This is a genomic window from Dactylosporangium sp. NPDC049742 (assembly GCF_040674675.1).
Lineage (GTDB): Bacteria > Actinomycetota > Actinomycetes > Mycobacteriales > Micromonosporaceae > Dactylosporangium > Dactylosporangium maewongense.
This window is the reverse complement of sequence record NZ_JBFANF010000069.1, coordinates 43,142-66,277: the sequence shown is the minus strand read 5'-3', so window position 1 is coordinate 66,277 and position 23,136 is coordinate 43,142. Positions and strand designations below refer to the sequence as shown.

24 protein-coding genes and 2 pseudogenes are annotated in these 23,136 nt (G+C 73.3%); 12 read left to right on the top strand and 14 right to left on the bottom strand.

Annotation, left to right across the window (positions count from 1 at the left end):
• Together AB0J72_RS49015 and AB0J72_RS49010 are read right to left on the bottom strand one after the other, a co-directional pair.
• Positions 1–635, bottom strand: a 635-nt coding sequence (locus AB0J72_RS49015; protein ID WP_363412901.1) for a hypothetical protein, incomplete at its 3' end; no start/stop codon positions are given.
• A 43-nt stretch (positions 636–678) separates the two neighbouring features.
• Positions 679–1,992 (bottom strand): cytochrome P450, encoded by a 1,314-nt coding sequence (locus AB0J72_RS49010; protein ID WP_363412899.1) that lies wholly within the window; start codon positions 1,990–1,992, stop codon positions 679–681.
• Positions 1,993–2,114: 122 nt separating this feature from the next.
• On the opposite strand from AB0J72_RS49010, the gene AB0J72_RS49005 reads away from it, so the two are divergent.
• From AB0J72_RS49005 to AB0J72_RS48985, 5 genes are all read left to right on the top strand, one after another.
• Positions 2,115–2,801, top strand: coding sequence for a TetR/AcrR family transcriptional regulator (locus AB0J72_RS49005; protein WP_363412897.1), 687 nt, complete (start codon positions 2,115–2,117; stop codon positions 2,799–2,801).
• A 99-nt stretch (positions 2,802–2,900) separates the two neighbouring features.
• Positions 2,901–4,031 carry an NAD(P)/FAD-dependent oxidoreductase gene (locus AB0J72_RS49000; RefSeq protein WP_363412895.1) on the top strand — a complete coding sequence of 377 codons (1,131 nt, stop codon included), beginning with the start codon at positions 2,901–2,903 and terminating at the stop codon, positions 4,029–4,031.
• 57 nt (positions 4,032–4,088) lie between these two features.
• Positions 4,089–5,288, top strand: a complete 1,200-nt coding sequence (locus AB0J72_RS48995) for a M20/M25/M40 family metallo-hydrolase (RefSeq protein WP_363412893.1) — start codon at positions 4,089–4,091, stop codon at positions 5,286–5,288.
• The gene (locus tag AB0J72_RS48990; RefSeq protein WP_363412891.1) at positions 5,278–6,705 is read left to right on the top strand and encodes an aminotransferase class V-fold PLP-dependent enzyme; all 1,428 of its coding nucleotides are present in this window, start codon (positions 5,278–5,280) and stop codon (positions 6,703–6,705) included. Before AB0J72_RS48995 ends, AB0J72_RS48990 begins: the two co-directional genes overlap by 11 nt.
• Positions 6,706–6,765: 60 nt before the next feature.
• A complete protein-coding gene (locus AB0J72_RS48985; protein ID WP_363412889.1) occupies positions 6,766–8,775 on the top strand; it encodes a sigma-70 family RNA polymerase sigma factor in 2,010 nt (669 codons plus the stop codon).
• Here the strand turns inward: AB0J72_RS48985 and AB0J72_RS48980 are convergent.
• On the bottom strand, positions 8,742–10,190 hold the full coding sequence (locus AB0J72_RS48980) for an RICIN domain-containing protein (RefSeq protein WP_363412887.1): 1,449 nt from the start codon (positions 10,188–10,190) through the stop codon (positions 8,742–8,744). The genes AB0J72_RS48985 and AB0J72_RS48980 overlap by 34 nt on opposite strands.
• A gap of 181 nt (positions 10,191–10,371) precedes the next feature.
• Positions 10,372–11,307 carry a hypothetical protein gene (locus AB0J72_RS48975; protein ID WP_363412885.1) on the bottom strand — a complete coding sequence of 312 codons (936 nt, stop codon included), beginning with the start codon at positions 11,305–11,307 and terminating at the stop codon, positions 10,372–10,374.
• A 55-nt stretch (positions 11,308–11,362) separates the two neighbouring features.
• Between AB0J72_RS48975 and AB0J72_RS48970 the strand changes: the two genes are divergently transcribed.
• Entirely contained in the window at positions 11,363–11,827 is a 465-nt protein-coding gene (locus AB0J72_RS48970) for a MarR family transcriptional regulator (RefSeq protein ID WP_363412883.1), read from the top strand.
• A 26-nt stretch (positions 11,828–11,853) separates the two neighbouring features.
• Here AB0J72_RS48970 and AB0J72_RS48965 read toward each other — a convergent pair whose 3' ends face one another.
• Entirely contained in the window at positions 11,854–12,156 is a 303-nt protein-coding gene (locus AB0J72_RS48965) for a hypothetical protein (protein WP_363412881.1), read from the bottom strand.
• A 6-nt stretch (positions 12,157–12,162) separates the two neighbouring features.
• On the bottom strand, positions 12,163–12,429 hold the full coding sequence (locus AB0J72_RS48960) for a hypothetical protein (protein ID WP_363412879.1): 267 nt from the start codon (positions 12,427–12,429) through the stop codon (positions 12,163–12,165).
• A gap of 196 nt (positions 12,430–12,625) precedes the next feature.
• Between AB0J72_RS48960 and AB0J72_RS48955 the strand changes: the two genes are divergently transcribed.
• The 4 genes from AB0J72_RS48955 (at position 12,626) to uppS (ending at position 15,032) form a co-directional block, all read left to right on the top strand.
• On the top strand, positions 12,626–13,084 hold the full coding sequence (locus AB0J72_RS48955) for a hypothetical protein (protein ID WP_363412877.1): 459 nt from the start codon (positions 12,626–12,628) through the stop codon (positions 13,082–13,084).
• Positions 13,085–13,287: 203 nt separating this feature from the next.
• Complete coding sequence (locus AB0J72_RS48950; protein ID WP_363412875.1) at positions 13,288–13,626, top strand: TraR/DksA C4-type zinc finger protein; 339 nt, start codon at positions 13,288–13,290, stop codon at positions 13,624–13,626.
• A 66-nt stretch (positions 13,627–13,692) separates the two neighbouring features.
• Positions 13,693–14,154 carry a hypothetical protein gene (locus AB0J72_RS48945; protein WP_363412873.1) on the top strand — a complete coding sequence of 154 codons (462 nt, stop codon included), beginning with the start codon at positions 13,693–13,695 and terminating at the stop codon, positions 14,152–14,154.
• 95 nt (positions 14,155–14,249) lie between these two features.
• Positions 14,250–15,032, top strand: coding sequence for a polyprenyl diphosphate synthase (uppS, locus tag AB0J72_RS48940; protein WP_363412871.1), 783 nt, complete (start codon positions 14,250–14,252; stop codon positions 15,030–15,032).
• Between the two features lie 135 nt (positions 15,033–15,167).
• Here uppS and AB0J72_RS48935 read toward each other — a convergent pair.
• The 5 genes and pseudogenes from AB0J72_RS48935 to AB0J72_RS48915 all read right to left on the bottom strand — a co-directional run.
• Positions 15,168–15,887: pseudogene (locus tag AB0J72_RS48935) on the bottom strand (M28 family peptidase); the annotation flags it as partial.
• Positions 15,888–15,968: 81 nt separating this feature from the next.
• A pseudogene (locus AB0J72_RS48930) lies at positions 15,969–16,289 on the bottom strand (PA domain-containing protein); the annotation flags it as partial.
• 483 nt (positions 16,290–16,772) lie between these two features.
• Positions 16,773–17,486, bottom strand: a complete 714-nt coding sequence (locus tag AB0J72_RS48925) for an FKBP-type peptidyl-prolyl cis-trans isomerase (protein WP_363412869.1) — start codon at positions 17,484–17,486, stop codon at positions 16,773–16,775.
• 58 nt (positions 17,487–17,544) lie between these two features.
• Positions 17,545–18,333 (bottom strand): LLM class flavin-dependent oxidoreductase, encoded by a 789-nt coding sequence (locus tag AB0J72_RS48920; RefSeq protein ID WP_363412867.1) that lies wholly within the window; start codon positions 18,331–18,333, stop codon positions 17,545–17,547.
• A complete protein-coding gene (locus AB0J72_RS48915) occupies positions 18,330–19,007 on the bottom strand; it encodes an alpha/beta hydrolase (protein WP_363412865.1) in 678 nt (225 codons plus the stop codon). Before AB0J72_RS48915 ends, AB0J72_RS48920 begins: the two co-directional genes overlap by 4 nt.
• Before the next feature lie 87 nt (positions 19,008–19,094).
• On the opposite strand from AB0J72_RS48915, the gene AB0J72_RS48910 reads away from it, so the two are divergent.
• Positions 19,095–19,970, top strand: a complete 876-nt coding sequence (locus AB0J72_RS48910) for a LysR family transcriptional regulator (protein WP_363412863.1) — start codon at positions 19,095–19,097, stop codon at positions 19,968–19,970.
• Positions 19,971–20,043: 73 nt separating this feature from the next.
• On the opposite strand, the gene AB0J72_RS48905 is transcribed toward AB0J72_RS48910, so the two are convergent.
• A complete protein-coding gene (locus AB0J72_RS48905; RefSeq protein WP_363412861.1) occupies positions 20,044–20,235 on the bottom strand; it encodes a hypothetical protein in 192 nt (63 codons plus the stop codon).
• Positions 20,236–20,311: 76 nt separating this feature from the next.
• Entirely contained in the window at positions 20,312–20,779 is a 468-nt protein-coding gene (locus AB0J72_RS48900) for a GtrA family protein (protein WP_363412859.1), read from the bottom strand.
• Positions 20,780–21,010: 231 nt separating this feature from the next.
• Here AB0J72_RS48900 and AB0J72_RS48895 point away from each other — a divergent pair, with 231 nt between their 5' ends.
• Entirely contained in the window at positions 21,011–21,505 is a 495-nt protein-coding gene (locus tag AB0J72_RS48895) for a YfbM family protein (protein ID WP_363412857.1), read from the top strand.
• On the opposite strand, the gene AB0J72_RS48890 is transcribed toward AB0J72_RS48895, so the two are convergent.
• Positions 21,489–23,075, bottom strand: coding sequence for an ankyrin repeat domain-containing protein (locus AB0J72_RS48890; protein ID WP_363412855.1), 1,587 nt, complete (start codon positions 23,073–23,075; stop codon positions 21,489–21,491). The two genes, AB0J72_RS48895 and AB0J72_RS48890, sit on opposite strands and share 17 nt — an antisense overlap.
• Positions 23,076–23,136: the final 61 nt, after the last annotated feature.

Below are 23,136 nucleotides of genomic sequence, written 5' to 3'. Positions count from 1 at the left end.
CGACGGGGTCGACGTGGTCGTGCACGCGGCCACCGACGGGCGGAGGGACGTCGCCGCCGCCGGGAAGCTGATCGAGGCGATGGAGCGGGCGCCGCGACCGAGGTCCAGGTGAACTGCCACGGCCCGCCCCGGTGGTCGGGTGGCGGCGCGGTGAACGTCCCGTCGGCGTAGACCGGCCACGGGCCGGACGTCAGGCAGAGGCCGTGGACGCCGGTGGCCGTCAGCAGCGCCACCAGTACACCGGCGACCAACGCGTCCTCGGCGGGCGTGGGTGGCTCGTCGGCGGGGCCGGTGTGGGACGCGGTGAGGGTGCGCTCGCCCGACGCGTGCACCACGACGCGGTGGCGGGAGTGCACGAACCGCTCGAGCCTGGCCCAGCGGGCGAACAGGTCCTGCGGGGTCGCGGCGACGGCGAGCGCCGACATCGCCGGGTCGGGCGGCAGGCGGGGCAGGATCAGCCCGACGCGCAGCAGCGGCAGAAGCCCGTGCGTGGCGGCCACGTCGGCGAGCAGGCGGCGCTTCACCGCCAGCGGGACCAGCGCACCGCCCGGCGCGGGTGCGGAGACCGCGATGCCGTCGTCCGCGAGGGACCGCAGCACCGCGGCGACCAGCGCCCCGCTTGCGAAGTCGTCCATGACCGGCAACGGTAGGCGCCGCCGGTCGTCGTGTATTGAACGATCACGCCGCGATCGGATACCGGCGGAGCTGGATCCGGGTGTGGTCGACGGTGCCGGGCAGCGGCGGGCCCAGCGGTTCGACGGCCGTGTACCGGTGGGTGCGCAGCAGCTCGGCGAGCAGGGTGGTGGTGACGAGCAGGACGAGGTTGCGGCCGGCGCACCCGGCGGGGCCGGCGCTGAACGGGAAGATCTGCGGGCTGCGGCGGGCCGCGCCGCTGAGCCAGACCTCGGGGGCGAACCTGTCGGCGTAGTGCATGCCCTCGTCGCGCTGGAAGAACGAGCTCATGATGATCAGCGACGTGTGCGCCGGGAGGGTGGCGCCGTCCCAGTCGGTCTCGCGGGTGCTCTCCCGCAGGATGGCGAGCGTCGTCGGCCACAGGCGCAGCGTGTCCTGCACGCACGCGCCCAGGAAGCGCAGGTCGGTGGCGGCGGTCTCGGCGCGGGACGGGTCCGAGCCGAGCAGGGCGAGGGTGCGGAAGGCGGTGGCGGCGGCCGCGTCGAACGCGAACAGCCAGTGCGGCACCTGGCCGGCCGGGTCGACGTCGGTGGTCGACGGGGTGCCGGCCATCATGCCGGCCAGGCTGCCGGGCTCGGCGCGGGCGACGTACGCGTCGACGCGGCGCTGGAACCGCTGCCGCAGGCCTTCCTGGCGGGGGCGCAGGTAGGCCCAGTTGGCGGCGTCGCGCAGCCGGTCGAGCTCGCGGGTCAGCCGCTCGTCGTCGCGAGCGGCCTCGCCGAGCGTGACGCGGCGGGCGATCCGGGCGAACATGGTGGAGAACCGCCGCCAGTCCAGGGCGTCGCCGGCCGGGTCGCCGCGGCGGACCTCGTCGCGGATCGCGGCGACGATCGCGTCGGCCTGGCGGTGCTCGGTCTCCTGGGTGTCGAGGACGCGTTCGTTGTACATGCGGCGGTGGGTGCGTTCCTCGCCGGTGCTGATGAGCACGCCGTGCGGCTGGAAGTGGCGCAGCGCCGCGCGCTTCTCGGTGGTGGCGGGCGTGAACGGGTCGGGGGTCTCCCGCAGGAGCCGCTCGACGTCGGCGGGCGACAGCACCACCGCGAACGACCGGCCCGGCACCTTCAGCATCAGGGGGCTGCCACCGTACTGGCGCCGCAGCCGCTGCAGGAGCCGCCCGGCTCGCTTGTCGGTGTCGAGCCGCCGCGCGAAGCGCACCATCCGCGGTCGCCGGCGGATGACGCCCTGGAGGAGCGCCGGGGTTATGACGGCGAGGGCGACCTTCGCCGTGTCGAGGGCCGACGCCGTCGCGGGCGGCGCGGACGGGGCGGTCCGGGCGGGCGTGGCCGTCGATGCTGTCATGTCGTCCCGGCTACCCGGCACCCGGTCGGGGAAACGCCGCGGCGGCCGGGCGCTGGGGAGCGAACCGTCTCGTCCGTCACGATCGCTGGGCGTTGACGAACGCGTTCGTTACGATCGTGTTCGTGAGTCCTCGACAAGGTCCCGTCAGCCGCCGCAGCCGGCCCGCCAAGGCGCCGCTGAGCCGCGAGACCGTCGTGGCCACCGCCCTGCGGCTCATGAAGGACGAGGGCCTGGAGCGGGTCACGATGCGGCGGCTCGGCGCCGAGCTGGAGACCGGGCCGGCGTCGCTCTACGTGTACGTCCGCAACACGGCGGAGCTGCACGGGGCGCTGCTGGACGAACTGCTCGCCGAACTGCTCGCCGGCGTGGACCGGCCGGCGCCCGGCCAGCCCTGGCGGGAGCGGCTCATCGCGCTGCTGTCCGAGTACACGGAGCTGCTGTTCGCCTACCCGAGCCTCGCCCGGTCCGTGCTCACGCTGCGCCCGTCGGGGCCCAACTACCTGCGGCTGATCGACACCGTCCTCGGGCTGCTGCACGCCGGTGGCGTGCCGGCCGGGCAGGCGGCCTGGGGGGTCGACCTGCTGCTGCAGCACGCGACCGCCACCGCCGCCGAGCAGGGCAGCCGGGCCGAGGCGGCCGAGGCCGAGCGGGAGGCGGAGGACCTCGCCGCGGCGGTCGCCGACGCGCCGGAGGACGCCTACCCGCACATCGCAATGGCGCGGCAGGAGCTGTTCGCCGGCACCGGCGGCCAGCGGCAGCGCTGGGCCCTGTCCGCGATCATCGAAGGTTTGCGCGTGCCGATCCCGTAGTCCGTTTTTCGTAGCCATCACGAACATGTTCGTCACGAACGCGTTCGTCAACTGTCACGTTCGTTGTCTGTCGCGTTCGCCAACTGCCAGGAGGAAGCCATGACCACCATCAGCATCGTCGGAGCCGGACTCGGCGGCCTGACCCTCGCCCGGGTCCTGCACGTCCACGGCATCCCCGCCACCGTCTACGAGCTGGACGAGTCGCCGTCCGCCCGCACCCAGGGCGGCATGCTCGACATCCACGACTACAACGGCCAGGTCGCGCTGCGCGAGGCCCACCTGTTCGAGCGGTTCCGGGCGATCATCCACCCCGGCGGCGAGGCGACCCGCATCCTCGACCGGCACAACACCGTCCGGCGGGAAGAGGCCGACGACGGCGAGGGCGGGCGTCCCGAGGTCGACCGCGGCCGGCTACGGCAGCTGCTCCTCGACTCGCTGCCCGCCGGGACGGTCCAGTGGGGCCGCAAGGTCGGCGGGGTCCGGGCGCTCGGCGACGGCCGGCACGAGCTGACGTTCGCCGGCGGCCCGGCGGTCACCACCGACGTGCTGGTCGGCGCCGACGGCGCCTGGTCCCGGATCCGGCCGCTGGTGTCCGACGCCGTGCCCGCCTACGCCGGGGTGTCGTTCGTCGAGGTCGACCTGCACGACGCCGACACCCGCCACCCCGGCCCGGCGGCCGTCGTCGGCGCCGGGATGCTGTTCGCGCTCGGCCCCGGCAAGGGGTTCCTCGCCCACCGCGAGCCCGACGGCAGCCTGCACATCTACGCCGCTCTCACCGTGCCGCAGGACTGGGCGTCGACCGTCGACTTCACCGACCCCGGCACGGCCAAGGCGGCGCTGGTCGAGCGGTTCGCCGGCTGGGCGCCCGAGCTGCGGGCCCTGATCACCGAGGCCGACGGCCCGCTGGTCCCCCGCCCCATCACCGCGCTGCCGATCGAGCACCGCTGGGACCGTGTGCCCGGCGTGACGCTCGTCGGCGACGCCGCGCACCTCATGTCGCCGTTCGCCGGCGAGGGCGCCAACCTGGCGATGCTCGACGGCGCCGAGCTCGGCAAGGCGATCGCCGCGCACCCCGGCGACGTCGAGGCCGCCCTCGCCGCGTACGAGCGGGACCTGTTCCCGCGCAGCGCCGACGCCGCGCGGGAGGCCGCCGACAACCTGGCGCTGTGCTTCGAGGACACCGCCCCGCAGGGCCTGCTGGACCGGTTCGCCGCGCTCGCCGCGCAGTGACTGCACCGCGGGCGTCGGTGTCCCGTCCCGCGGCCGGGTCGCTCTACGCTGTGATCCATGCGGGACCCCGAGACCGACGCCCTGGCGCTGCTGCACGACCTCGTCCGCATCGACAGCGTCAACCCGGGCCTGGTCCCGTCCGGCGCGGGCGAGGCGGCGATCGTCGAGCACCTCCGCGCGCGGCTGCGGGGCGCCGGCTTCGACGCCACCGTGGTGCCGGCGGCCGGCCACGCCGGTCGTCCCAGCCTGGTGGCGGTGCCGCCAGGCCCGGCCGCAGGGCCGACGGTCGTGCTGAACGGGCACCTCGACACCGTGGGGGTGGACGGGATGCCGGCGCCGTTCACGCCCCGGCTCGACGGCGACCGGCTCTTCGGCCGCGGCGCCGCGGACATGAAGGGTGGCGTGGCGGCGGTCGTCGCCGCCGCGGAGCACCTGGTCGCGGTCGGGGCGCCGGTCCGGCCGGTGCTCGCGCTGGTCGCCGACGAGGAGGACGCGAGCCTGGGCAGCGAGGCCGTGATCGACGCGCTCCCCCGGCTCGGGGTCCGGCCGGACGCCTGCCTGATCGCGGAGCCGACCGACCTCGCCCTGACCAGGTCGCTGCGCGGGTTCGCCGTCGTGCGGGTGCGCTTCACCGGCCGCGCCGCGCACAGCTCGCAGGCGGACCTCGGCGTCAACGCCGTGACCCACCTGGGCCGGCTGCTGCACGCGGTCGACCGGCGGGCCGCGGCCGTGCGGGCCGGCGGCGGCGACCTGATGGTGACGGTCGCGCGCGGCGGGTCGTCGCCGTTCGTGGTGCCCGACCACGCCGAGTGCCTGGTCGAGCTGCGCACGACGGCGGGCCGGTCCAGCGCCGCGGCGCTCGACGAGGTGCGGTCCCTGCTGGACCCTGGGTGGCACGCCACCGCCGAGCTGCTCGCCCACCGCGACGGCTGGCGGCTCGACGACACCGGCCCGGCCGCCGGGCTGTCCCGCCGGCTCGGTGCCGAGCTGGGCACCGGAGCGACGTTCGACGCGCCGTACTGGATGGAGGCCCCGCTGTGGCAGCGGCTCTGCCCCACCCTGGTGTGCGGCCCGTCCGGCGGCGGGTTGCACGCGGTCGACGAGTGGGTCGACGTGCGCCAGGTCCGCGCGCTCACGTCCGCCCTGATCGCGGTCCTGTCCGACTGGACCCCCGACGCCGGCCCGGCATCCGGCGCCGGCCGGACGCCCGGCGCCGGTCAGGGCTCCGATGCCGGCTGGAGGTCCGATGCCGACTGACCCGCGCGGGTTGCGCGACGACGCGCCGCTGCTGGATGCCTGGCTGCGCTTCGGCGAGCGCCCACCTGCGCCGTTCACCATCCCGGGCCACAAGCAGCGCCACGACCTCGTCGGTGACGTCGTCGCCGGCGACGTCCCGCTGTACGCCGGCCTCGACACCATGAAGCTCAGCCGCGGCGTCCTCGCCGACGCCGAGGCCCGCGCCGCGCGACTGTGGGACGCCGACTTCTGCCGCTTCTCCACCGGCGGCGCGACGCACGCCAACCAGGCCGTCGCCCTGGCGGTCGCGGGCGACGGCGACCGGGTCGTCGTGAGCCGCACCCTGCACCGCTCGCTCCTGCTGGGGCTGGTGCTCGCCGGCCTGACGCCCGTCTGGGTGCGCCCCGACGTCGACCCCGCCACCGGCCTGCCGCTGGGCGTCGCGCCCGCCACCCTGCGCCGCGCCCTGACCGCGAACCCGGACGTGCGGGCGGTGTTCGTCGGCGACCCGTCCTACGTCGGCACCGTCGGCGACATCGCCGGCCTCGCCGACGCGGCGCACGAGGCGGGCGTGCCGCTCGTCGTCGACGCGGCGTGGGCCGCCCACTTCGGCTTCCACCCCGAGCTGCCCCGGCACCCGCTGCAGCTCGGCGCCGACGTCATGGTGACCAGCGCCCACAAGACGCTCCCGGCCTGGAGCCAGGCGGCGCTCGTGCTGGCCCGCACCGGCCGCGTCGACGCGGCGCGCCTGGACGCCGGCGTCGAGGCGACCGCGACCACCAGCCCGGCCGGCGCCGTCCTCGCCAGCACCGACGCCGCCCGCGCGCTGCTCCGGCGCGACGGCCACGCGCTGCTCGGCGACGCCATCGCCGCCACCCGGGAGGCCCGGGACCAGCTCCGCGGCGTCGACGGCCTCACCGTCCTCGACGGTCCCGGCGTCGACCCGCTGAAGCTGACGCTGCTGCTGTTCGGCACCGGCGCCGACGGCAACCTCGTCGAGCGGGACCTCCTCGCCGCCGGACTGCCGGTCGAGTCCGCCGACCGCGACGTCCTCGTCGCCGTCGTCTCGCTCGCCGACACGCCCGCTTCCCTCACCCGCCTGACCACCGTCCTCGCCGACTCGGTGCGGCGGCACCGGGGCGCACCACGGCCGGTCGTCGGGCCGGCCGTCTACGGGGTCGACCCTGTCACGTCGATGCCACCGCGGCAGGCGTTCTTCGCCGCCACCGAGACCGTGCCGGCCGAGCGGGCCGTCGGCCGGGTCTGCGCCGAGCTCGTCGCCCCGTACCCGCCCGGGATCCCCGTGCTCGCGCCCGGCGAGCAGGTCACCGCCGCCGCCCTCGCGGCCCTCGACCAGGCCAAGCGCGCCGGCGTCAGGATCGCCTACGCGGCCGACCCGTCCCTGCGCACGCTGCGGGTGGTCACGGAATTTCGGTAATGCGGGCGGGGTCGCGCGCATCTCTTCAGGGAGGCACCCGACCGACCCGAAGGGACCCGCATGCCGGAGGTGCACGCCCGCGCCCAGCACACGACCGCCGACCTCGTCCGCGCCGCCCGAGGCGGTGACCGCAACGCCCTCGGCGACCTCCTCGGCCGGGAGCTGCCGCGGGTGTACAACGTGGTCAGCCGGGCCCTGGCGGGGCACGCCGACGTCGACGACGTGGTGCAGGAGACGCTCATCCAGATCGTGCGAGGGCTGCCGGGGCTGCGGGAACCGGAGCGGTTCCGGGTCTGGGTGCTCGCCATCGCCAACCGGCAGGTACGGCTGCACCTGCGGGCGCGCCGCCGCGACGACCTGCGCCGGCAGGAGCTGACCGACGACCTGCCGGACCCCGGGGACGACTTCGCGGACCGGGCCCTGGACGACCTCGTCCTGGCCGGGCAGCGGCGCGAGCTCGCGGAGGCGGTGCGCTGGCTCGACGACGACAACCGGATGCTGCTGTCGCTGTGGTGGCAGGAGGCGACCGGCGAGCTGACCCGGGCCGAGCTGGCCGCGGCGCTCGGGGTCACCGCCGCGCACGCCGCCGTCCGGGTGAAGCGGATGCGGGACCAGCTCGACGCCGCGCGGGCCGTGGTGCGGGCGCTACGGTCGGGCGGCTGCGCGGACCTGGCGGCGCTCGCCCGCGGCTGGGACGGGACCGCCGGCTCGGTGTGGCGCAAGCGGTTCACGCGGCACACGCGGGACTGCCCGATGTGCGGGCCGCGGCGGCACGGACTGGTCGCGCCCGAGCGGCTCCTGCTCGGGCTGCAGCCGCTGCCCCTGCCCGCGGCGCTGGCGGCCGCCGCCCAGGCCCTCACCGCGATCCAGCTGCCGGCCGCGGCCGTGAAGGCGGGCGCGGTCGTGGCGGCGGCCGTCGCCGTACTGGTGGCCGGCGGCGCCGTCGTCGGCGTCCTCCAGGGGCCGGACCCGGCACCGGAGGCGGCGATCGGCACCCCGCAACGCCCTTCCACCTCCAGCGCACCCGCGGCGCCGGTGGCCGAGATCTTCGTCGCGCCGGGCGGGTCGGACGCGGGCGACGGCAGCCTGGAGCGGCCGTACGCGACGATCGGCAAGGCCGTCGCGGTCGTCCGCCCGGGGCAGACCATCGCGCTGCGCGGCGGCGTGCACCGGCCCGTGGCGCCGCTGGAGATCTCCACCAGCGGCGACGCCGCACACCGGATCACGCTCACCGGCTACCGCGGCGAACACGCGATCCTCGACGGCTCCGCCGTGCCCGCCGACAAGTGGCTCGTCACCCACCGGGCCGCCTACTGGACCGTCCAGGACCTCGAGATCCGCAACGCCAGGAGCGCCGCGTACGTCTGCGTCTCCTGCCGCCAGGACGTCTTCCAGCGGCTGCGGGTGCACGGCAACGGGCGGGCCGGGCTGATGCTGCGCGGCGACGGCACCGCCGGCAACCAGGTCCTCGACAGCGACTTCTTCGACAACCACGCGGGGACCGGCGCCGGGGTCGGGCTCGCGGTCAAGTTCGGCGGCGGCGACGGCAACGTCGTGCGGGGCGTCCGCGCGTACGGCAACGGCGAGAGCGGCATCGACGTCGGCGAGTTCACGGGCGCGGTCACCGTGGAGCACACGTGGGCGTGGGGCAACGCCGGCAACGGGTTCACGCTCGGCGGCGGCGACCCGGTCCCGGCGGCGGCGCACGTGCTGCACGACAACGCGGCGTGGGACAACGCCGGCGACGGGTTCTCCGACGACGGCAACCGCGGCGCGATCCGGCTGACCGCCAACACGGCGTGGCGCAACGGCGACGCCGGCTTCACCTGTACCGACGCCGCCGCCGCATTGCAGGGCAACCTCGCCGTCGCGAACCGCCGGGCGCAGGCGGTGCCCCGCGCCGACGGCAGGCCGTGGCCGGCGGGCGCGGTGGCGACCAGGGCCGACTTCCGGTCCACCGACCCCACCGTCGCGGAAGCGCCCGCCAGGCCGACGGGCGCCTTCCGCTCACGGACTTCCTGCAGACCTCGTGACGGTCACATGGCGATGTTCGCCTGCGGGCCGCCGTAGGTCCTGACCAGGTTCGGCACGTCGGCGGCCGGGTCGAGGGTGTAGGAGTAGAAGCTGCCCGGGTTGAACGCCGAGCCCTTCGTCTCCTGCCGGCCGCTGCTGTTGACCACGATGCTGCCCGACTGCTTCAGCTGCGCGTTCGCGTCCGGGTAGTACGGGTTGTTGACGTGGTCGAAGTAGCTGTTCTCCAGCACCATCTTCGTCGCGCCGCGGGCGTAGTTGCCGTAGCTCGTGACGTTCTGCAGATAGTTGTTGTACAGGTGGGCGTAGGCGAGATTGTCCGCGCTGGGGTTGCGCTGCGTGGTGTCGTGCAGCCAGTTGTGGTGGATCGTCATCCGGGCCACGACGTTCTCGGTCCAGCCGATGCCGAACGTCTTGTTGTGGTTGCCGAGGATGTTCCACGACACGGTGACGTTGGTGGTGTCCTTGCGGGAGTCGATGTACCCGTCGTTGATGTTCGTGAACGTGTTGTGGTCGATCCACACGTGGTCGGCGGTGTCCATCTGGATGCCGTCGTAGTCGAAGTCCTTGTCGTCGGGGTCGTCGGAGGCGACGGCGGTGTCGCCGATCGTCAGGTTCCGGATGATGACGTTGCGGACGCCGGCGCCGAGGAAGAACCCGCCGTTCTTGATCCGGCCGGTCTTCCCGACACCGACGAGGGTCTTGTTCGACGCGACCGGGATCTCGTACCCGTAGTTGGGCACGGTGATCGTGCCGCTGATCCGGATGATGTACGCGGGGGCGGCGGTCGCGTACTTGAGCAGGTCCGCGTACGTGGTCACGGTGACGGCCGTGCCGCCGGCGCCGCCGGTCGTGCCCTGCGCGAAGCCGTCGGCGGTGTTGGACCAGGTGCGGCCGCCCTGGGTCGGCGTCGGGGTGGTGCCGGTCGTGGCGTTGAACGACCACTGCATCCGGGCGACGTCCGAGCACGGCTCCTGCACGATCGGGTTGTTCCCCGCCGTGGACCCGTCCTTGTTGCTGACGCACAACCCGTTCGCCGCGCTCTTGACCAGGTACTTGCCCGACGCCGCGCCGCTGGCGGTCAGCTGCCACGTCTGGTTCGCCGACGCCACGCACGTCCACTGCCACAACTGCGTGCCGGCCGTGGTCGTGTTGTTGGGCACGTCGACGCACTTGCCGCTGCCGGCGTTGACGAGGCCGTACGCCCCGTTCTGCGCGACGACGGTGAACCGCTGGGCGGCGGTCGTGGCGGCGCAGGCGACCTGGGTGAGCAGGCCGCCGTTGCCGGTGCCGGCGGCGACGACGCACTTGCCGCTGGACGCGGACGCGAGCGTGTACACGCCGCCGTTGACGGGGGTCACGGCCGCCTCCGACGGCCACACGGTCACGGCCACGACACCCGCGGACGCGGCCAGGACCGACGCGAGGAGGACGACTGTTCTGCGGTGCTGCACTTCCGTTGCTCCTTCCCTGCAACTGCTTGTCGCTGAGAGAGATGCATCGGACCGCCCACCGATAACGGCTTTTCCGCCCGGCGTCCCGTTCTTCTCGGCCGGCGGTGAAACTTCCACGCCCCGCCGCCGCTGCGCCGGAACTTTCTCCGGGTGCGCGGCGTGCAGATCGTGTGCCGGCCGGCTACTGGATGTCTTCGATGGATGGTGTACCGGGGCAGCGGGTGCACACGAAGATGCGCAGCGAGCCGTAGCGGCCGATCAGCACGCCGGTCGGCTCGTCCGGGTCGCTGCGCCCGGGGCGCTGCCAGTTGCCGCCTTCGCCGGCCTCGGACGTGGCGATGACGAGGGCGAGCTTCATCCGCCCGCCGCACGTCGAGCATTCCGTCGGCGTGTACCCGGTGACCGGCGCCGTCGAGTAGCCGCCGGCCTTCCAGCCGGGCGCCACCGCCATCGCGTCGTGGCCGCCGCCCCACGCCTCGACCTGCTGGCGCAACCGGACCGGCAGCTCGTCCCGCGGCGGGTACTCCGTCACGCGCTCCGGCTCGAACCGGCACTGCCGTAGCGCGTACCGCGCGTGGTCGACCCGCGACACCGGCTGCGCTTCGAGCGGCTCGGTGACGTCGGCCTGCCGGCGCCACCGCAGGCGCACCACCGGACCCCACGGCGGCCCCTTGTGGATCGCCGGGCACCACAGGACCTGCAGCATGTCCGTGCCCTTCGGCCGGGGCAGGTCCTTGACGTCGGCGGCCCGCAGCTGCGCGACCGGCAGCAGCGGGTTGTGCGGCTCGTGGCGCCGCCACAGCGTCTTCGTCCCGACGAGCCGCCCGTCGGCGGTGTCGGCCCAGCCGGTGTACCCACCGCCGAGCTCTCGCACGGCCGCCTCCCGGCGCTCCGGGTCGCGCATCCGCCGCACGAGGTCGTCCGGCAGCGGCACCTGCTCCTCGACCTCGCGCTTCTCACGGCAGACCGGCCACGGCTCCCCGTCCGGCCACAGCAACGGCCCGCCCGCGTGACTGTCGTACATCGTGACCTCACCGCCCGTCGGGTGCAGCCGCGTCGCCGTCCTGGCGTGCCTGGCCAGCGACGGAAACAACTCCACCAGCGGCGAGGTGATCACCGCGCCATCGTAGTTTCTTGACCTCAACCAGGCTTGAGCCCCTACGGTCGCCGACATGTCGATGTCAGACGCCGAACTCGCCGCCCAACCCGCCGCCTACTGGACCGGCGTCGCCTACGAGTCGCTGATCGCCTTCACCCGGACGCGGCAGGCCGAGCTCGGTTACACCCAGCCGCAGTTCTGGCTCCTGCGCAACCTGTCCGCCAACGACCTCTCCCCCGACGGCCAGGGAATGACGATCCCCGAGCTCACCACGGCGATGCGCACCTACCTGCGCCCGGAGGACGACCTGACCGCCGAGTCCGAGGCCCTCCTGTCCCGCGGCTGGCTCACCCGCGACCCCGCCGGCCGCCTCTGGATCACCCCCGCCGGCGACGCGGCCCGCGCCACGTTCGCCCAGCACGCCCCAGCCGTCCGCGCCCGCATCCACGACGGCATCCCCGACACCGACTACGTCACGACGGTGAAGGTTCTGCAGCAACTGATCCGCAACACCACCCCTCCGCCCCCACAGCCCTGACCGCCGGTTCGGCCGGTCCCGGTCACCTACGCCCCGGCCATGCCTTGGTCGGGTGCGATGTCGGCAAAGTCGCGGGCGGCGAGGGCGACGACGGCGGCCTCGATCGCCGCCTCGGTGACTTCGGGCACGACGATGACGTTCCGGCCGAAGAAGCGGCCGGCCCGCCGGATGTCGTCGTCGACGCACTGGCCCAGCCGGACCGGATCGTAGAACTCGAGCAGCTGTTCGCCGCTCTCCCAGCGCACGGTGACGTCGATCCAGCCCTTCTTACCGGTCATGTACCAGTCGTAGTCGTCCAGCTCGGCCGGATAGATGATCGCGTAGTCCATAAGCGCTCAGTAGTTGTCGGGGTCGAACGGGTGGAACACCGCCAGCGCGCGCCAGTCGAGTGGCTCGACGATGCCGGTGAGACGGTCGAACGGGTCCTCCGACGGCGGCTGGAACCACACCACGGACAGTTCCGTGTGGCCGGTGAACTTGCTGCCCGCCGGGATCCAGGTCGAGGTCAGCCGGGCCTGGTGCCGCTCGCGGGCCATCCACTCGTCGGTGCGGGCCCATGACCGCAATCCCTTGCGCGCCAACGGCTTCCTGTCACCCGTCATCGTGATGGCCAGGCGTGTCCGGCGCGGCCGGACACGCCGACAACCGTCGATGTGCCCAGCCGCGCTGGGCACGGTCCTATCCAGAAGATCAACAGGGCGGCGGCATACCCACTGAAGTCCGTTGATAGCCTGGGATGCGATCGAACCCGATGTGTCGTACCCCCAGGGCCGCGACGAACACTCGCAAGGAGATGCAATGCTCAGACGACGGATGCTGCAAGCAGGTATCGCGATCGGCGTGCTCGCCGCCTCCGTATTCGGGTCGAGTTCCGCCGCCAACGCCTCCCCGGCCAGCTTCGTCGCCAAGGCGGTTCATGCCGGCGGAGCGGGTGCGGTCGCCGTCCAGGCCACCGGAGGTCTCGCCTGGTACAGCCGGTCCGTCACCGTGACATCGCTGCGGGTCTATGTTAAGGCGGGCGAATGCGGAAAGATCTCGGTGTTCGGATCGCAAGGGAACACGGTCGTGGACGCCAAGGGTTGGGACCGCTGTGGCACGGGTACCTGGGAGACGATCGGTAACGTGACGCTGGACGGAAGCGCGGTCTCCGGCGGGATCACCGATGTCACGATCTACGTGCGAGACCTTGACCACGAAATCGTCGGATACGCCGATTGCTACCGAGTCAATTCGTCTTGCTCCACCGGCCAGTACTGATGCACGGCTGACACTGCCGGCCCTGACCCGGCGAGGTCCGGGCCGGCTGAGCTGTGGACGTTCGACCTGGGCTCGAACGGGTAGGCGGGCTGACCCGGTAGTACCACAAGCGCCGATGCGCCATCGCCATCAAGATCTGCCGCTGCCTCGCATCCGGTCGCCATCGACCTCGCGCTGCACGCTGAGCGAAGTACCGTAGGGGCGTGGCCGATGACGATACCCGGGCCGGCCTGGAGCAGGCACGTTCGGCCGTTGCCGGCGAGGTGGGCAGGCTCGAGGCGGACCTGCGCGCCGTGTTCGAGGCGAGCAAGGACTCCAACGCCGACGATGAGCATGATCCCGAGGGGAGCACGATCGCCTACGAGCGGGCGCAGCTCGCGGCCGTCCTCGACGCGACCCGGCGGCGGTTGGCGGACCTGGACGAGGCGCTGGCGCGGCTGGACTCGGGTGACTACGGCATCTGCGAGCGCTGTGGGCGTCCGATTCCCGCTGGGCGCCTCGCGATCCGTCCGTTCGCCCGGACCTGCGTCGCCTGTGCGTGATGGCGGGTGCGGTCGGATTCCGTACGGAGTGTGTGCGGGGGGCGGGGCGGTCCCTACCGTGGCCGCATGACGGCGTTCTTCGATGTGCCTGTCGGTGACTACGGGCACGAGGGTGCGGGCGGCGAGATGGCGCACGAGTACGGGCACGGCGACGTGCACGACGGTGCGCTGCACAGGTACTCCGAGCCGCCGGAGCCCGACAACCTGCTGTACGACTCGGACGGTGACGGCGACATGGACCGTGTCTTCGTCGACAGTGACCGGGACGGGGACATCGACATGATCCGCCAGCTGCCCGATGAACCCGGCGGCATCGAGGAGGACATCGTGCCCAGCGACGCGTTCGGGCACCCGCAGGCCAGCCTGGGGTACGCGGTCGACACCGACGGCGACGGCGAGATGGATCAGGTGGTCATCGAGCACGGCGGGCGCGAGACCGTGTACGAGGACCTGGATCACGATGGCGACGTCGATCGCACGTACACCCGCGACGCGCCCTCCGGTATCAACCAGCCTCGCCGGTCCTGAGCTGCGCGGCAGGGCGCCGGCGCCGGGTGTGGTGAAGGAGTGAAGATGCTGTGGAGGCGGGCGCTCGCGGGGCGGCGGGGCGGTTTGATGCGGGTATGTTCGAGTCAGTGCGGGGCGCGGTGTACGGGCTGTACGCGCGCCGATTGAGCCGGCGGCTGGCCGGTGGGCGGCTGCCGCGGCACGTCGCGATGGTCATGGACGGCAACCGGCGGTGGGCGCGGCAGATGGGGTTCGACGACCCCAGGGTCGGGCACCGGTATGGCGCCGAGCATCTCGACGAGGTGCTCGGCTGGTGCGCGGAGCTCGGCATCCAGCACGTGACGGTGTTCGTGGCGTCGGTCGACAACGTCCGTAAGCGCGACGCCGGCGAGGTCGGGAACCTGATGCGGATGATCGAGGAGGTCGTCGCCGAGCGGTTGCGGCGGCCGGCGAGTCCGTGGCGGGTGCATCTGGCGGGCCGGCTGGACGTGTTGCCCGACTCGACCCGGCACGCGTTGAAGCTGGCCGAGGAGTCCACCAGGGACAGCGGGGCACCGTTCGGGCTGACGATCGCCATCGGGTACGACGGGCGGGAGGAGATCGTCGCGGCCGTCAGAGCGCTGTTGGAGCAGGAGGCGCTCGCTGGTCGTACCGCAGACGACATCGCACAGACGCTGAGCGTGGAGCAGATCGCCCAGCGTCTTTACACCGGCGGGCTGCCCGATCCCGACCTGGTCATCCGCACCAGCGGTGAGCATCGCATGTCGGGGTTCCTGCTGTGGCAGGCCGCGTACTCGGAGCTGTACTTCTGCGACGTGTACTGGCCGGGCTTCCGCAAGGTCGACTTCCTGCGGGCGCTGCGGTCCTACGCCGCCCGGCACCGCCGCTTCGGTGGTTGACGGGCGCCGGCCGGCGAGACCGGCGCCCGAACCGGGTCAGATCGAGGTGGAGGAGATCGAGGACCGGGCCGCGGTGGTGGTCGTGGTGCGCGGCGGGATGGACGACGTGTCGAACGCGTAGGTGATCACGGCGGTCGCGATCGCGTCGGCGTTCGTGTCGAGGGCGAACGTGTTGACGTTGCCGACGAGGGTGTACATGCTGCGCAGCTGGGCGTAGAGCGCCGGGTCGCCGCCCTTCTGCGTGACGCGGAACAGGTCGTCGCACGCCTTGTGGTAGCAGGGGTCGTAGGCGACGCCGGCCACGCCGCCGAACTTGGCGACGTCCGCGGCGGTCTTGATGACCTCCGCGCCGGTGAAGAGGCCACCGGCGGGGATGTTCACGCCCGCGGCGATGAACGGGCCGTAGTCGGAGCGGCCGGTGAAGTCGGCGGCGTTCGTCTGCTGGCCGCGGGAGGCGAAGAACGCCTCGAAGAGGGCCTCGATCTGGGCGGATCCGGCCGGGCCGGGGCCGGCACCGGCGGCCGCGGAGTCGTCGCCGTCGTAGACGCCGAACTGGTAGTTCGGCGAGGCGACCATGTCGAAGTTGAGGTAGAGCTTGATCTGCGCCTGCTGCGCCGGGGTGAGGCTGTTGACGTAGAAGGTCGAGCCGACGAGGCTGGCCTCCTCGGCGCCCCACCACGCGAACCGGACCTTGTTGACCGGCTTGCTGCGGGCCATCTGGAGGGCGACCTCGAGCAGGGCGGCGCTGCCGCTGCCGTTGTCGTTGATGCCGTTGCCCTCGGGCACGGAGTCCAGGTGCGAGCCGGCCATGACGACGTTGCCCGCGTTGCCGCCCTTGGTCTCCGCGATGACGTTCTCGGTGTCGCGGATCTCGGCGGTGGTGGAGGTGGTGAGGTGAGCGGTGAGGCCGGCGGTGGTCGAGAAGGCGGCGCCCGTGTCGTACGAGACCCCGACGGCCGGGATGCCGACCGGGCTGCCGAGGGTGCCGAGCAGCAGCGAGTACCGGTCGGGTGCGGTGGCCCGGTCGCCGTTGCCCTGGTTCATGACGATCGCGCCGGCGGCGCCCGCCGCCTCGGCGTTGGCGACCTTGGTGCCGAACGGGCAGCCACCGCGCTGCATCAGCGCGATCTTGCCGACGACGGCGGCGGTGAAGTCGGTGGCCTCGCAGCCGGACGTGACGGCGACCCGGGGCTCGGCCAGGTTCAGGTCGACGGGGACGACGGCGGCGGTGACGTCACCGGAGCCGGAGCAGGTCATGACGTCGTAGTCGGTGCCTTCGACGTACGTCGTGGCCGCCGGCGCGGTCTGCGCGAAGGACGAGCTGGTCTCGTCGCAGAAGTTGAACTGGAACGGCTGCCGGGTGACCTGGTAGCCGGCGTGCTGCAGGAGGGCGGCGACGTAGTCGGCGCTGCGCTTGTGCCCAGGCATCCCGGACGCGCGGTTGCCGCCGTTGAGGTCGCCGATCAGTTGGAACGCGAGCAGGTGCCGCAGGACGCCGGGCAGCGTCACGGCCTTGGTCAGCTGTTTCGGTGTGCTGATGGTGGGGGCGGCGGCGGCAGGTACTGCCAGCCCGACCGACCCCACCAGGACCGCGACGGTCGCCGCGCCCACGAGCCTGCGAAGCACCACGTGCTCTCTCCTCCTCGTCGAGGTACAGAGGAGGAGAGTAAGCAGACTCGCAAGATCGACGGTAGTTGATGCATGCCCGTTTGTGCGCGATGTGCACACGCCGGGCGGGCGCTACTTGGCGGCGAGCACGTCCACGACGAACCGCAGGGCGCCGGCGGGCCTGCCGCCCTCGGGGTTGTCGCCGTACGCCATCGAGGCCGGGATGTCGAGCTGGATCCGGCTGCCGATCTTGGCGCCGACGAGGCCGTCGTCCCAGCCCTTGATGACCATGCTGGCGCCGACCTGGAACTCGAAGGGCTGCGACCGCTTCCAGGACGCGTCGAACTCCTTGCCGTCGGCGTACGTGACACCGACGTAGTTCACGGTGACGGTCTGCCCGGCCTGCACGGCCGCGCCCTTGCCCTCGACCAGCGTGGTCGAGACCAGCTTCGTGACGGCCCCGCTGCCGGCGGTCACGGTCGGCTTCGTCTTCAGCGCCGGGTCGGCGCCGTCGGGCAGCGGCGGGAAGGCCGCGTTCGCCGCGTCCTGAGTGGCGCCCTGAGCGGGGTCCTGCGTGGCGCCGGCGCTGCTGTTCGTGCTGGCCGCGGGCGTCGACGGGTCGTCGCCGGACTGCGCCCACCAGACGATCCCGCCGACCACGAGCAGCACCCCGAGCGCCGCTCCGATCATGCTCAGCACCCGTCGGCGCTTCTCCGCCGCCACCGCCTTGGCTCGGGCGGCCTTCGCCGCCGCGCGCTTCGCGGCCTTGGACTTGTCCACCTGGATGCTGCTGCTGGCGCGCTTGGTCGCTGCGCCACGCTGCGGGTTCGCCACACGTTCGGTCACCGCAACACAATACGGCGGTGATGTGCCTGTGACCACTCGCCCTTGATCTCGAACCGTCTCAAACGGCCGGGCCGTCGCCGATCACGCCGCGCACGCGGTCCAGGGACAGCGCCTCGGCGTCGAACTCGGTCAACAGCCAGGTGGCGCCCGCCGCGACGTATGCGGCGGGATCCGCACCCGGCGGCAGGGCGACCGCGACGTCGTCCGGCACCGCCATCTTCGTGAGGGCCTCGGCGAGCTCGTCCGCGTGCTGGAGGTTGACCGGGAAGAAGCCCTGGTGGCGGGCCGCCCGCCGGAGCGGCTTCACGCTGCCCGGCATGGCGGCCACCCACACCGGCACGCCGGGCCGCTGCACCGGCCGCGGCAGGAACACGACGTCGTCGACGACGTAGTGCGCGCCGCGGTGGCGGACGGGCTCGCCGGACCACGCGGCGGTGAGGATGTCGAGGGCCTCGTCGAGCATCTGCCCGCGCAGCCGGTCGTCGACCTGCTCGCCGAACCGCGACAGCTCCCCGCCGAACCGGTCGCCGCCGAGCCCGACGCCCAGCGTGAGCCGCCCGCCGCTGAGCCGGTCGAGGGTCGCGGTCTCGCGGGCCACCTTCGCCGGCCGGCGGCGCGGCAGCGGCGTGACCATCGGTCCGAGCCGCAGCCGTTCGGTGCCGGCGGCGATCGCGGCGAGCGTGATCCACGGGTCCGCGGCCTGCCGGACCGGCTCGCGCCAGCGGATGTGATCCCAGACGAAACAGCCGTCCCAGCCGGCCTCCTCCGCCTCCGCAGCGAGCCTCGTCGCGACGAGCGGATCGGCGAGTGCGTCGAACAGCGGGAGCCAGATCGCCGCCCGGGTCATTGCGCGTACCCGTGCAGGTGGTCGGCGAGCTCCACCGGCCGGCTCAGCGCGACGCAGTGCCCGGCGTCGATCTCGTCGGGCGTGATGCCGAGCCGCTCCGGCACCAGCCGCCGGAACAGGCCGGGCGGGAAGCATCGATCCTGGACACACAGCAGGAATCGCGTCGGTACCGCCGGCCACGCGGCCAACGGCCAGGGCTCCGCGGCCGCGGTCTCCGACGGGTGCGCGCGCTCCCTGCGCTTCGCCTCCTCGGCGAGGTCGCGGGGCACGTCGTGGTAGAAGCAGACATCGGGGTCGTCGTTGCCGGTGAGACCGCCGTCGCGCGCGGCCTGCTCCCGGACGGCGTCCCGGTAGCCGGCGCCGCCGCCCCAGTCGCCGGGCCTCTCACCGGGCACGGGGATCATGCCGGCGACGAGCACGAGCGCGTCGGCGCCGATCCGGTCCGCGACGAGCGGTGCGGTGAACGCGCCGAACGAGTGGCCCACGACGACCACGTCCCGCCGGTCGCCGGCCGCTTCGACGACCGCGTCGGCGTAGGTCGTGAGGTCGGCGCCCTCGCCCTCGGGCAGGTCCGGCGTGATCGCGTCGTGCCCACGGGCGCGCAGCGCGTCCGCGACGAGGTGCCAGGACCAGCCCGAATCTCCCGCGCCGTGAATCAGTACGAAGGTGCTCATGCCGACCACGCTAGTTTCGCTTCTCCATGCTGAAAAGCGATCGTTCACGATGCTGTCCATCGGCAATGCCGATATAGACTTGGCGTCGTGACCGACATCGAGTTGCGGCACCTCACCACCATGACGGCCGTCGTCGACGAGGGCTCGTTCAGCCGGGCCGCCGCCCGTCTCGGCTACACGCAGTCGACGGTCAGCCAGCAGATCGCCGCCCTCGAGAAGGCCGTCGGCGGCGCCGTGTTCGACCGCCCCGGCGGCCCCCGGCCGGTGCGGCTCACCCCGCTCGGCCAGGTCGTGCTGGCCCACGGGCGCGACCTGCTGACCCGGACGAACGCCCTGGTGGACGCCGTCGACCGCTTCCGCGCCGGCGAGGGCCGCATCGACATCGGCACGTTCCAGAGCCTGTCGATCGCGCTCCTGCCGCGGCTCGTCCTCGCGCTGCGCGAGGAGTTCCCGGCCTGCGACATCCGGCTGTTCGAGGAGGAGAGCGACCCGCCCCGCGTCGACGACGTGGACCTCATGTTCTACGACGGCCGCATCGACGGGGACGTCGAGCACCGCAAGCTCCTCGACGACCCGTACGTGCTGGTCGCCCGCCGCGGCGACTTTCCCGCCGGGGTCGTGCCGCTGGCAGACCTGCACCACGCCCCGATGGTCGCGTGGCCCGCCGACTGCGACCAGCCCCGGATCGAGGCCGCCTTCGCCCGCGCCGGCGTCCACCCCCGCATCGTGTTCCGCAGCGCCGGCAACGACGCGGTGTTGTCGATGGTACGAGCGGGCATCGGCTCCGCCGTCCTGCCGCGGCTGGCGCTCAGCAGGGTCGACGACTCGCTGACCGTGCACGAACTGGACCCGGCGTTCCCGCCCCGCGAGGTCTACCTGCTGTGGCGGGCCGGCCGCACCCATTCTCCGCTGGCCGCCCGCGCCATCGAGCTCGCCCTCGACATCGCCGCCACGCTGTCATGACCCAGGCCCGCGCTCCGCGTCGCCGCGACGCTTCGATGGCTGGCTTCCCCGGCGGGCGGCGTGTCTGAGGTGGCTACCAGGCCAGGCGGCGGCGCTTGCGGCCGGTCAGCCGCTCCGCGGTGGCCACCCCCTTGCGCAGCAGGCGGGTGGTGCGGGTCGCGCCCCGGCGGGCCTCGATCCGTTCACTGACCTTCTTGGCACCGGCGATCGCGAGGGGCACCGCGATCGCGGCGACCGCCCACCGGGCGATCATCTTCGGCAGCATGGTCGTCCTCCGTGCGTCGACGTCCCGAACCCCTACCGGTTACCCGCCCACCCTCGCTGCGAACCGCCCCGGCGGCTCAGCCTGTCGAGGCACCGCTGGACGTCGCCGCGACGGCCTGCTCGGCGTCCTGTTCGCTGCCGCCGGCCACTGGGCGGTGGAACGTCCACCACCGGTACATCACGTAGTTGAACACCAGCGTGGTGCCGCCCGCGGCGACCCGGCCGACGGCGAGGTGCACGCCGAGCGCCTGCAGCCCGAGGACCGCCCCGACGGTGAGCGCGTAGTCCCCCAGCACCTGCACGACGAACCTGGCGACCTGCGGCCCCACCGCCCGATGGCTCGCGTCGAAGGTGAAGTACCGGTTGAGCACGAAGTTCACCGCGTACGTGGCCCAGAACGCGATCGTCACGCACGCGAACGCCGGCAACGGCGTCGCCGCCTTCAGCACCAGCAGCAGCCCGACGTCGAACCCGAACCCGAGCCCCGCGAACGCCACGAACCGCACCAGCGGATGCCGCCAGACGCTCAGGACCCTCCCCCGCACGGCGGTGACCCTACAGCAGCCAGCTGTCCGTCGATCGCCGTTCCAGCAGAACCGCCAGCCGCCGCCGTCCGCCGCCGACCAGCGGCGGAGCAGGCCGCCACGGCCCGACCGCGCCGCCGGAGCAGCGGTTGTACGGCGTGCCGTCGCCCCCGCGTAGCGTGCCCGCCACCGAAAATTCCACAGCCATCCGCCGGATGACCGCCGCGGCGTCGAGACCTAAGATCATCCGCCATGGGCTGCCGTGGGGTGTTCTTCGCGCTGACCGCCGCACAGGACGGGGCGCTCACCGCCACACAGGACGACGCCGAGGTCCGTGCGTTCGTCCACGCCGTCGAAGCGGCGTGGGACGACGAGTGGCTGTGCGAGACCGACAAGGCGTGGGACGCCATGCACCGCTGCCTCGGCGACGGCACGCTCGACATCGGCTACCGCGACGGCGGCCCGCTCCCGCTGACCGTGCTCGGCGGCCGCCACCACCACGAAGGCGAGGAGTACGTCGTCGCCCACGTCCTCGCCGCCGACGTCGCCCAGATCGCCGAGGCCCTGCGCACCGTCGACGAGACCTGGCTCCGCGACCGCTACCACCGCATCGACCCCGACGACTACCAGGGCGTGCTGGACGACGACGACTCCGAATACACGTGGTCCTACCTGCAGGACGTCCGCGACTTCTACCAGCGCGCCGCCGTGGCGGGCCGCTCCGTCATCTTCACCGTCGACCAGTGACCACCTCCTGCCCGCGCGCCTGAACAGGCCAGCTGCTCGGGTCCAGGCGGGACAGGTGGGGAATCGCGCCGGCCTCGCTCAGGGTCTCGATCAGGTCGGCGGGTGCGTTGTGCACGACGGCGTCGCACATCGGGGTGGAGCCGCGCCGGCTGACCGGGTTGACGTCGACGCGCTCGGCGAGCAGGCGTGGCAGCAGGTCGGCGTGCTCGAACTGGTGCATCCGGTGCAGCAGCGTCTGCCCCGCGACGTCACGGACCCGCGGGTCCATGCCCGCGTCGAGGAGCGCGAGCACCACCTTGCCGCCGCCGTGCGTCATCCGGCGCCACAGGTCCTGCCGGTAGGCGCGCAGGCGTCTCGGCAGGACGCCTTCCCCGTCGTGCCAGGCGGCCTCGGTCCTGAAGCAGCCGCTCATCGTGCCGCCGAACGAGCGGAGCGCGTGCTCCCGGCGCCGCTCCGCGTCGGTGTGGTCGAGCAGCTCGAGGCGCCCGCCCCGGACGCTGACCGAGTGCCACACGGCGCCGCACCGGACCCGGACCCGCTCCCCCTCGGCGAACCCGGCCGGCACCATCTCCGCCGCCCGCGCCGCGTCCGAACCCGCAACGCCCGAACCCGCAACGCCCGAACCCGCAACGCCCGAACCCGCAACGCCCGAACCCGCAACGCCCGAACCCGCAACGCCCGAACCTGCGGCGTCCGAACGTGCGGCGGCCGGACGTGCCGTGCCCGGACGTGCGGCGGGGAACAGGGCGGACCGGACCAAGGGGTGCAGGTCAGCGGCGTCGAGCCGGCCGCGCTGCACCAGCTCCGCGTCGACCGGAGCGCACAGCAGCGCCGGATGCAGGCACAGATCCGCCCGGACCGCGCCGGTCCTGGACGGCGTGGTGGCGTCCCGGGTGAGCCGGTTGGCATCCCCCACCACCTCGAGCATCAGCCGCCGGTCAGGCCACGGCCAGCGCTTGTGCCGGGCCGGACGCAGCTCCCACGACCGCTGGCCGAACTGTGCCGCGAGGCACCGCAGCTCGCGGGCCGCGAGCAACGGATCGGCCTGGCTCAGCAGCGCCATCTCCAGCCTGGACCAGCCCGAGGAGTTCGAATACGCCCAGCGGTGCGTGTCCGTGCCGTCGATCAGCCAACCGGCCGAGATCCAGTCCTCGACCACCCGCTCCGCCCTGGTCGCGCCGTGCACGGCCGCTCCCAGCCCGCTCGCGCGGCGGGCGTCCCACATGTGCGGCGCCACCGCGAACACCGGGCCCTCGGCCATGTCACGGACCCGGACCGCGTGCAGGACGAGTCGCTGCGAGCTCGTGGACCTGTCGGGTGACCTGACGCCGAGCACCACGGTGTCGGCGGTGACCGGCCCGTCGGGTGCGAGGACGAACCGCATCCCCGGCACCAGCGCGGCCGTGCCGTCCAGCGCCCGCGGCAGGTGCCAGCGCAGCAGGTCGGGCGCGAACCCGGCGAGCAGCTCCGCGACCGGCCCGGCATCGTCGAACGCCACCGTGACCCGCGCCGCCGCACACGCGGCCCGCCAGTCGCCACGCTCGCGCGCCTGCGTGCACTCGGCGATCATCCACGCCGGCACCGCGTACCGACGAACGAGCCGCCAATCGTCCAATGCACCAAAGGGCCCA

Bases quoted from the DNA above. Each gene is read 5' to 3' on its own strand.
- AB0J72_RS49010 (WP_363412899.1), bottom strand. From the start codon at position 1,992: ATGACAGCATCGACGGCCACGCCCGCCCGGACCGCCCCGTCCGCGCCG.
- AB0J72_RS49000 (WP_363412895.1), top strand. From the start codon at position 2,901: ATGACCACCATCAGCATCGTCGGAGCCGGACTCGGCGGCCTGACCCTC.
- AB0J72_RS48995 (WP_363412893.1), top strand. From the start codon at position 4,089: ATGCGGGACCCCGAGACCGACGCCCTGGCGCTGCTGCACGACCTCGTC.
- AB0J72_RS48990 (WP_363412891.1), top strand. From the start codon at position 5,278: ATGCCGACTGACCCGCGCGGGTTGCGCGACGACGCGCCGCTGCTGGAT.
- AB0J72_RS48985 (WP_363412889.1), top strand. From the start codon at position 6,766: ATGCCGGAGGTGCACGCCCGCGCCCAGCACACGACCGCCGACCTCGTC.
- AB0J72_RS48970 (WP_363412883.1), top strand. From the start codon at position 11,363: ATGTCGATGTCAGACGCCGAACTCGCCGCCCAACCCGCCGCCTACTGG.
- AB0J72_RS48965 (WP_363412881.1), bottom strand. From the start codon at position 12,156: ATGGACTACGCGATCATCTATCCGGCCGAGCTGGACGACTACGACTGG.
- AB0J72_RS48960 (WP_363412879.1), bottom strand. From the start codon at position 12,429: ATGACGGGTGACAGGAAGCCGTTGGCGCGCAAGGGATTGCGGTCATGG.
- AB0J72_RS48955 (WP_363412877.1), top strand. From the start codon at position 12,626: ATGCTCAGACGACGGATGCTGCAAGCAGGTATCGCGATCGGCGTGCTC.
- AB0J72_RS48945 (WP_363412873.1), top strand. From the start codon at position 13,693: ATGACGGCGTTCTTCGATGTGCCTGTCGGTGACTACGGGCACGAGGGT.
- uppS (WP_363412871.1), top strand. From the start codon at position 14,250: ATGTTCGAGTCAGTGCGGGGCGCGGTGTACGGGCTGTACGCGCGCCGA.
- AB0J72_RS48920 (WP_363412867.1), bottom strand. From the start codon at position 18,333: ATGACCCGGGCGGCGATCTGGCTCCCGCTGTTCGACGCACTCGCCGAT.
- AB0J72_RS48915 (WP_363412865.1), bottom strand. From the start codon at position 19,007: ATGAGCACCTTCGTACTGATTCACGGCGCGGGAGATTCGGGCTGGTCC.
- AB0J72_RS48905 (WP_363412861.1), bottom strand. From the start codon at position 20,235: ATGCTGCCGAAGATGATCGCCCGGTGGGCGGTCGCCGCGATCGCGGTG.
- AB0J72_RS48895 (WP_363412857.1), top strand. From the start codon at position 21,011: ATGGGCTGCCGTGGGGTGTTCTTCGCGCTGACCGCCGCACAGGACGGG.
- AB0J72_RS48890 (WP_363412855.1), bottom strand. From the start codon at position 23,075: ATGATCGCCGAGTGCACGCAGGCGCGCGAGCGTGGCGACTGGCGGGCC.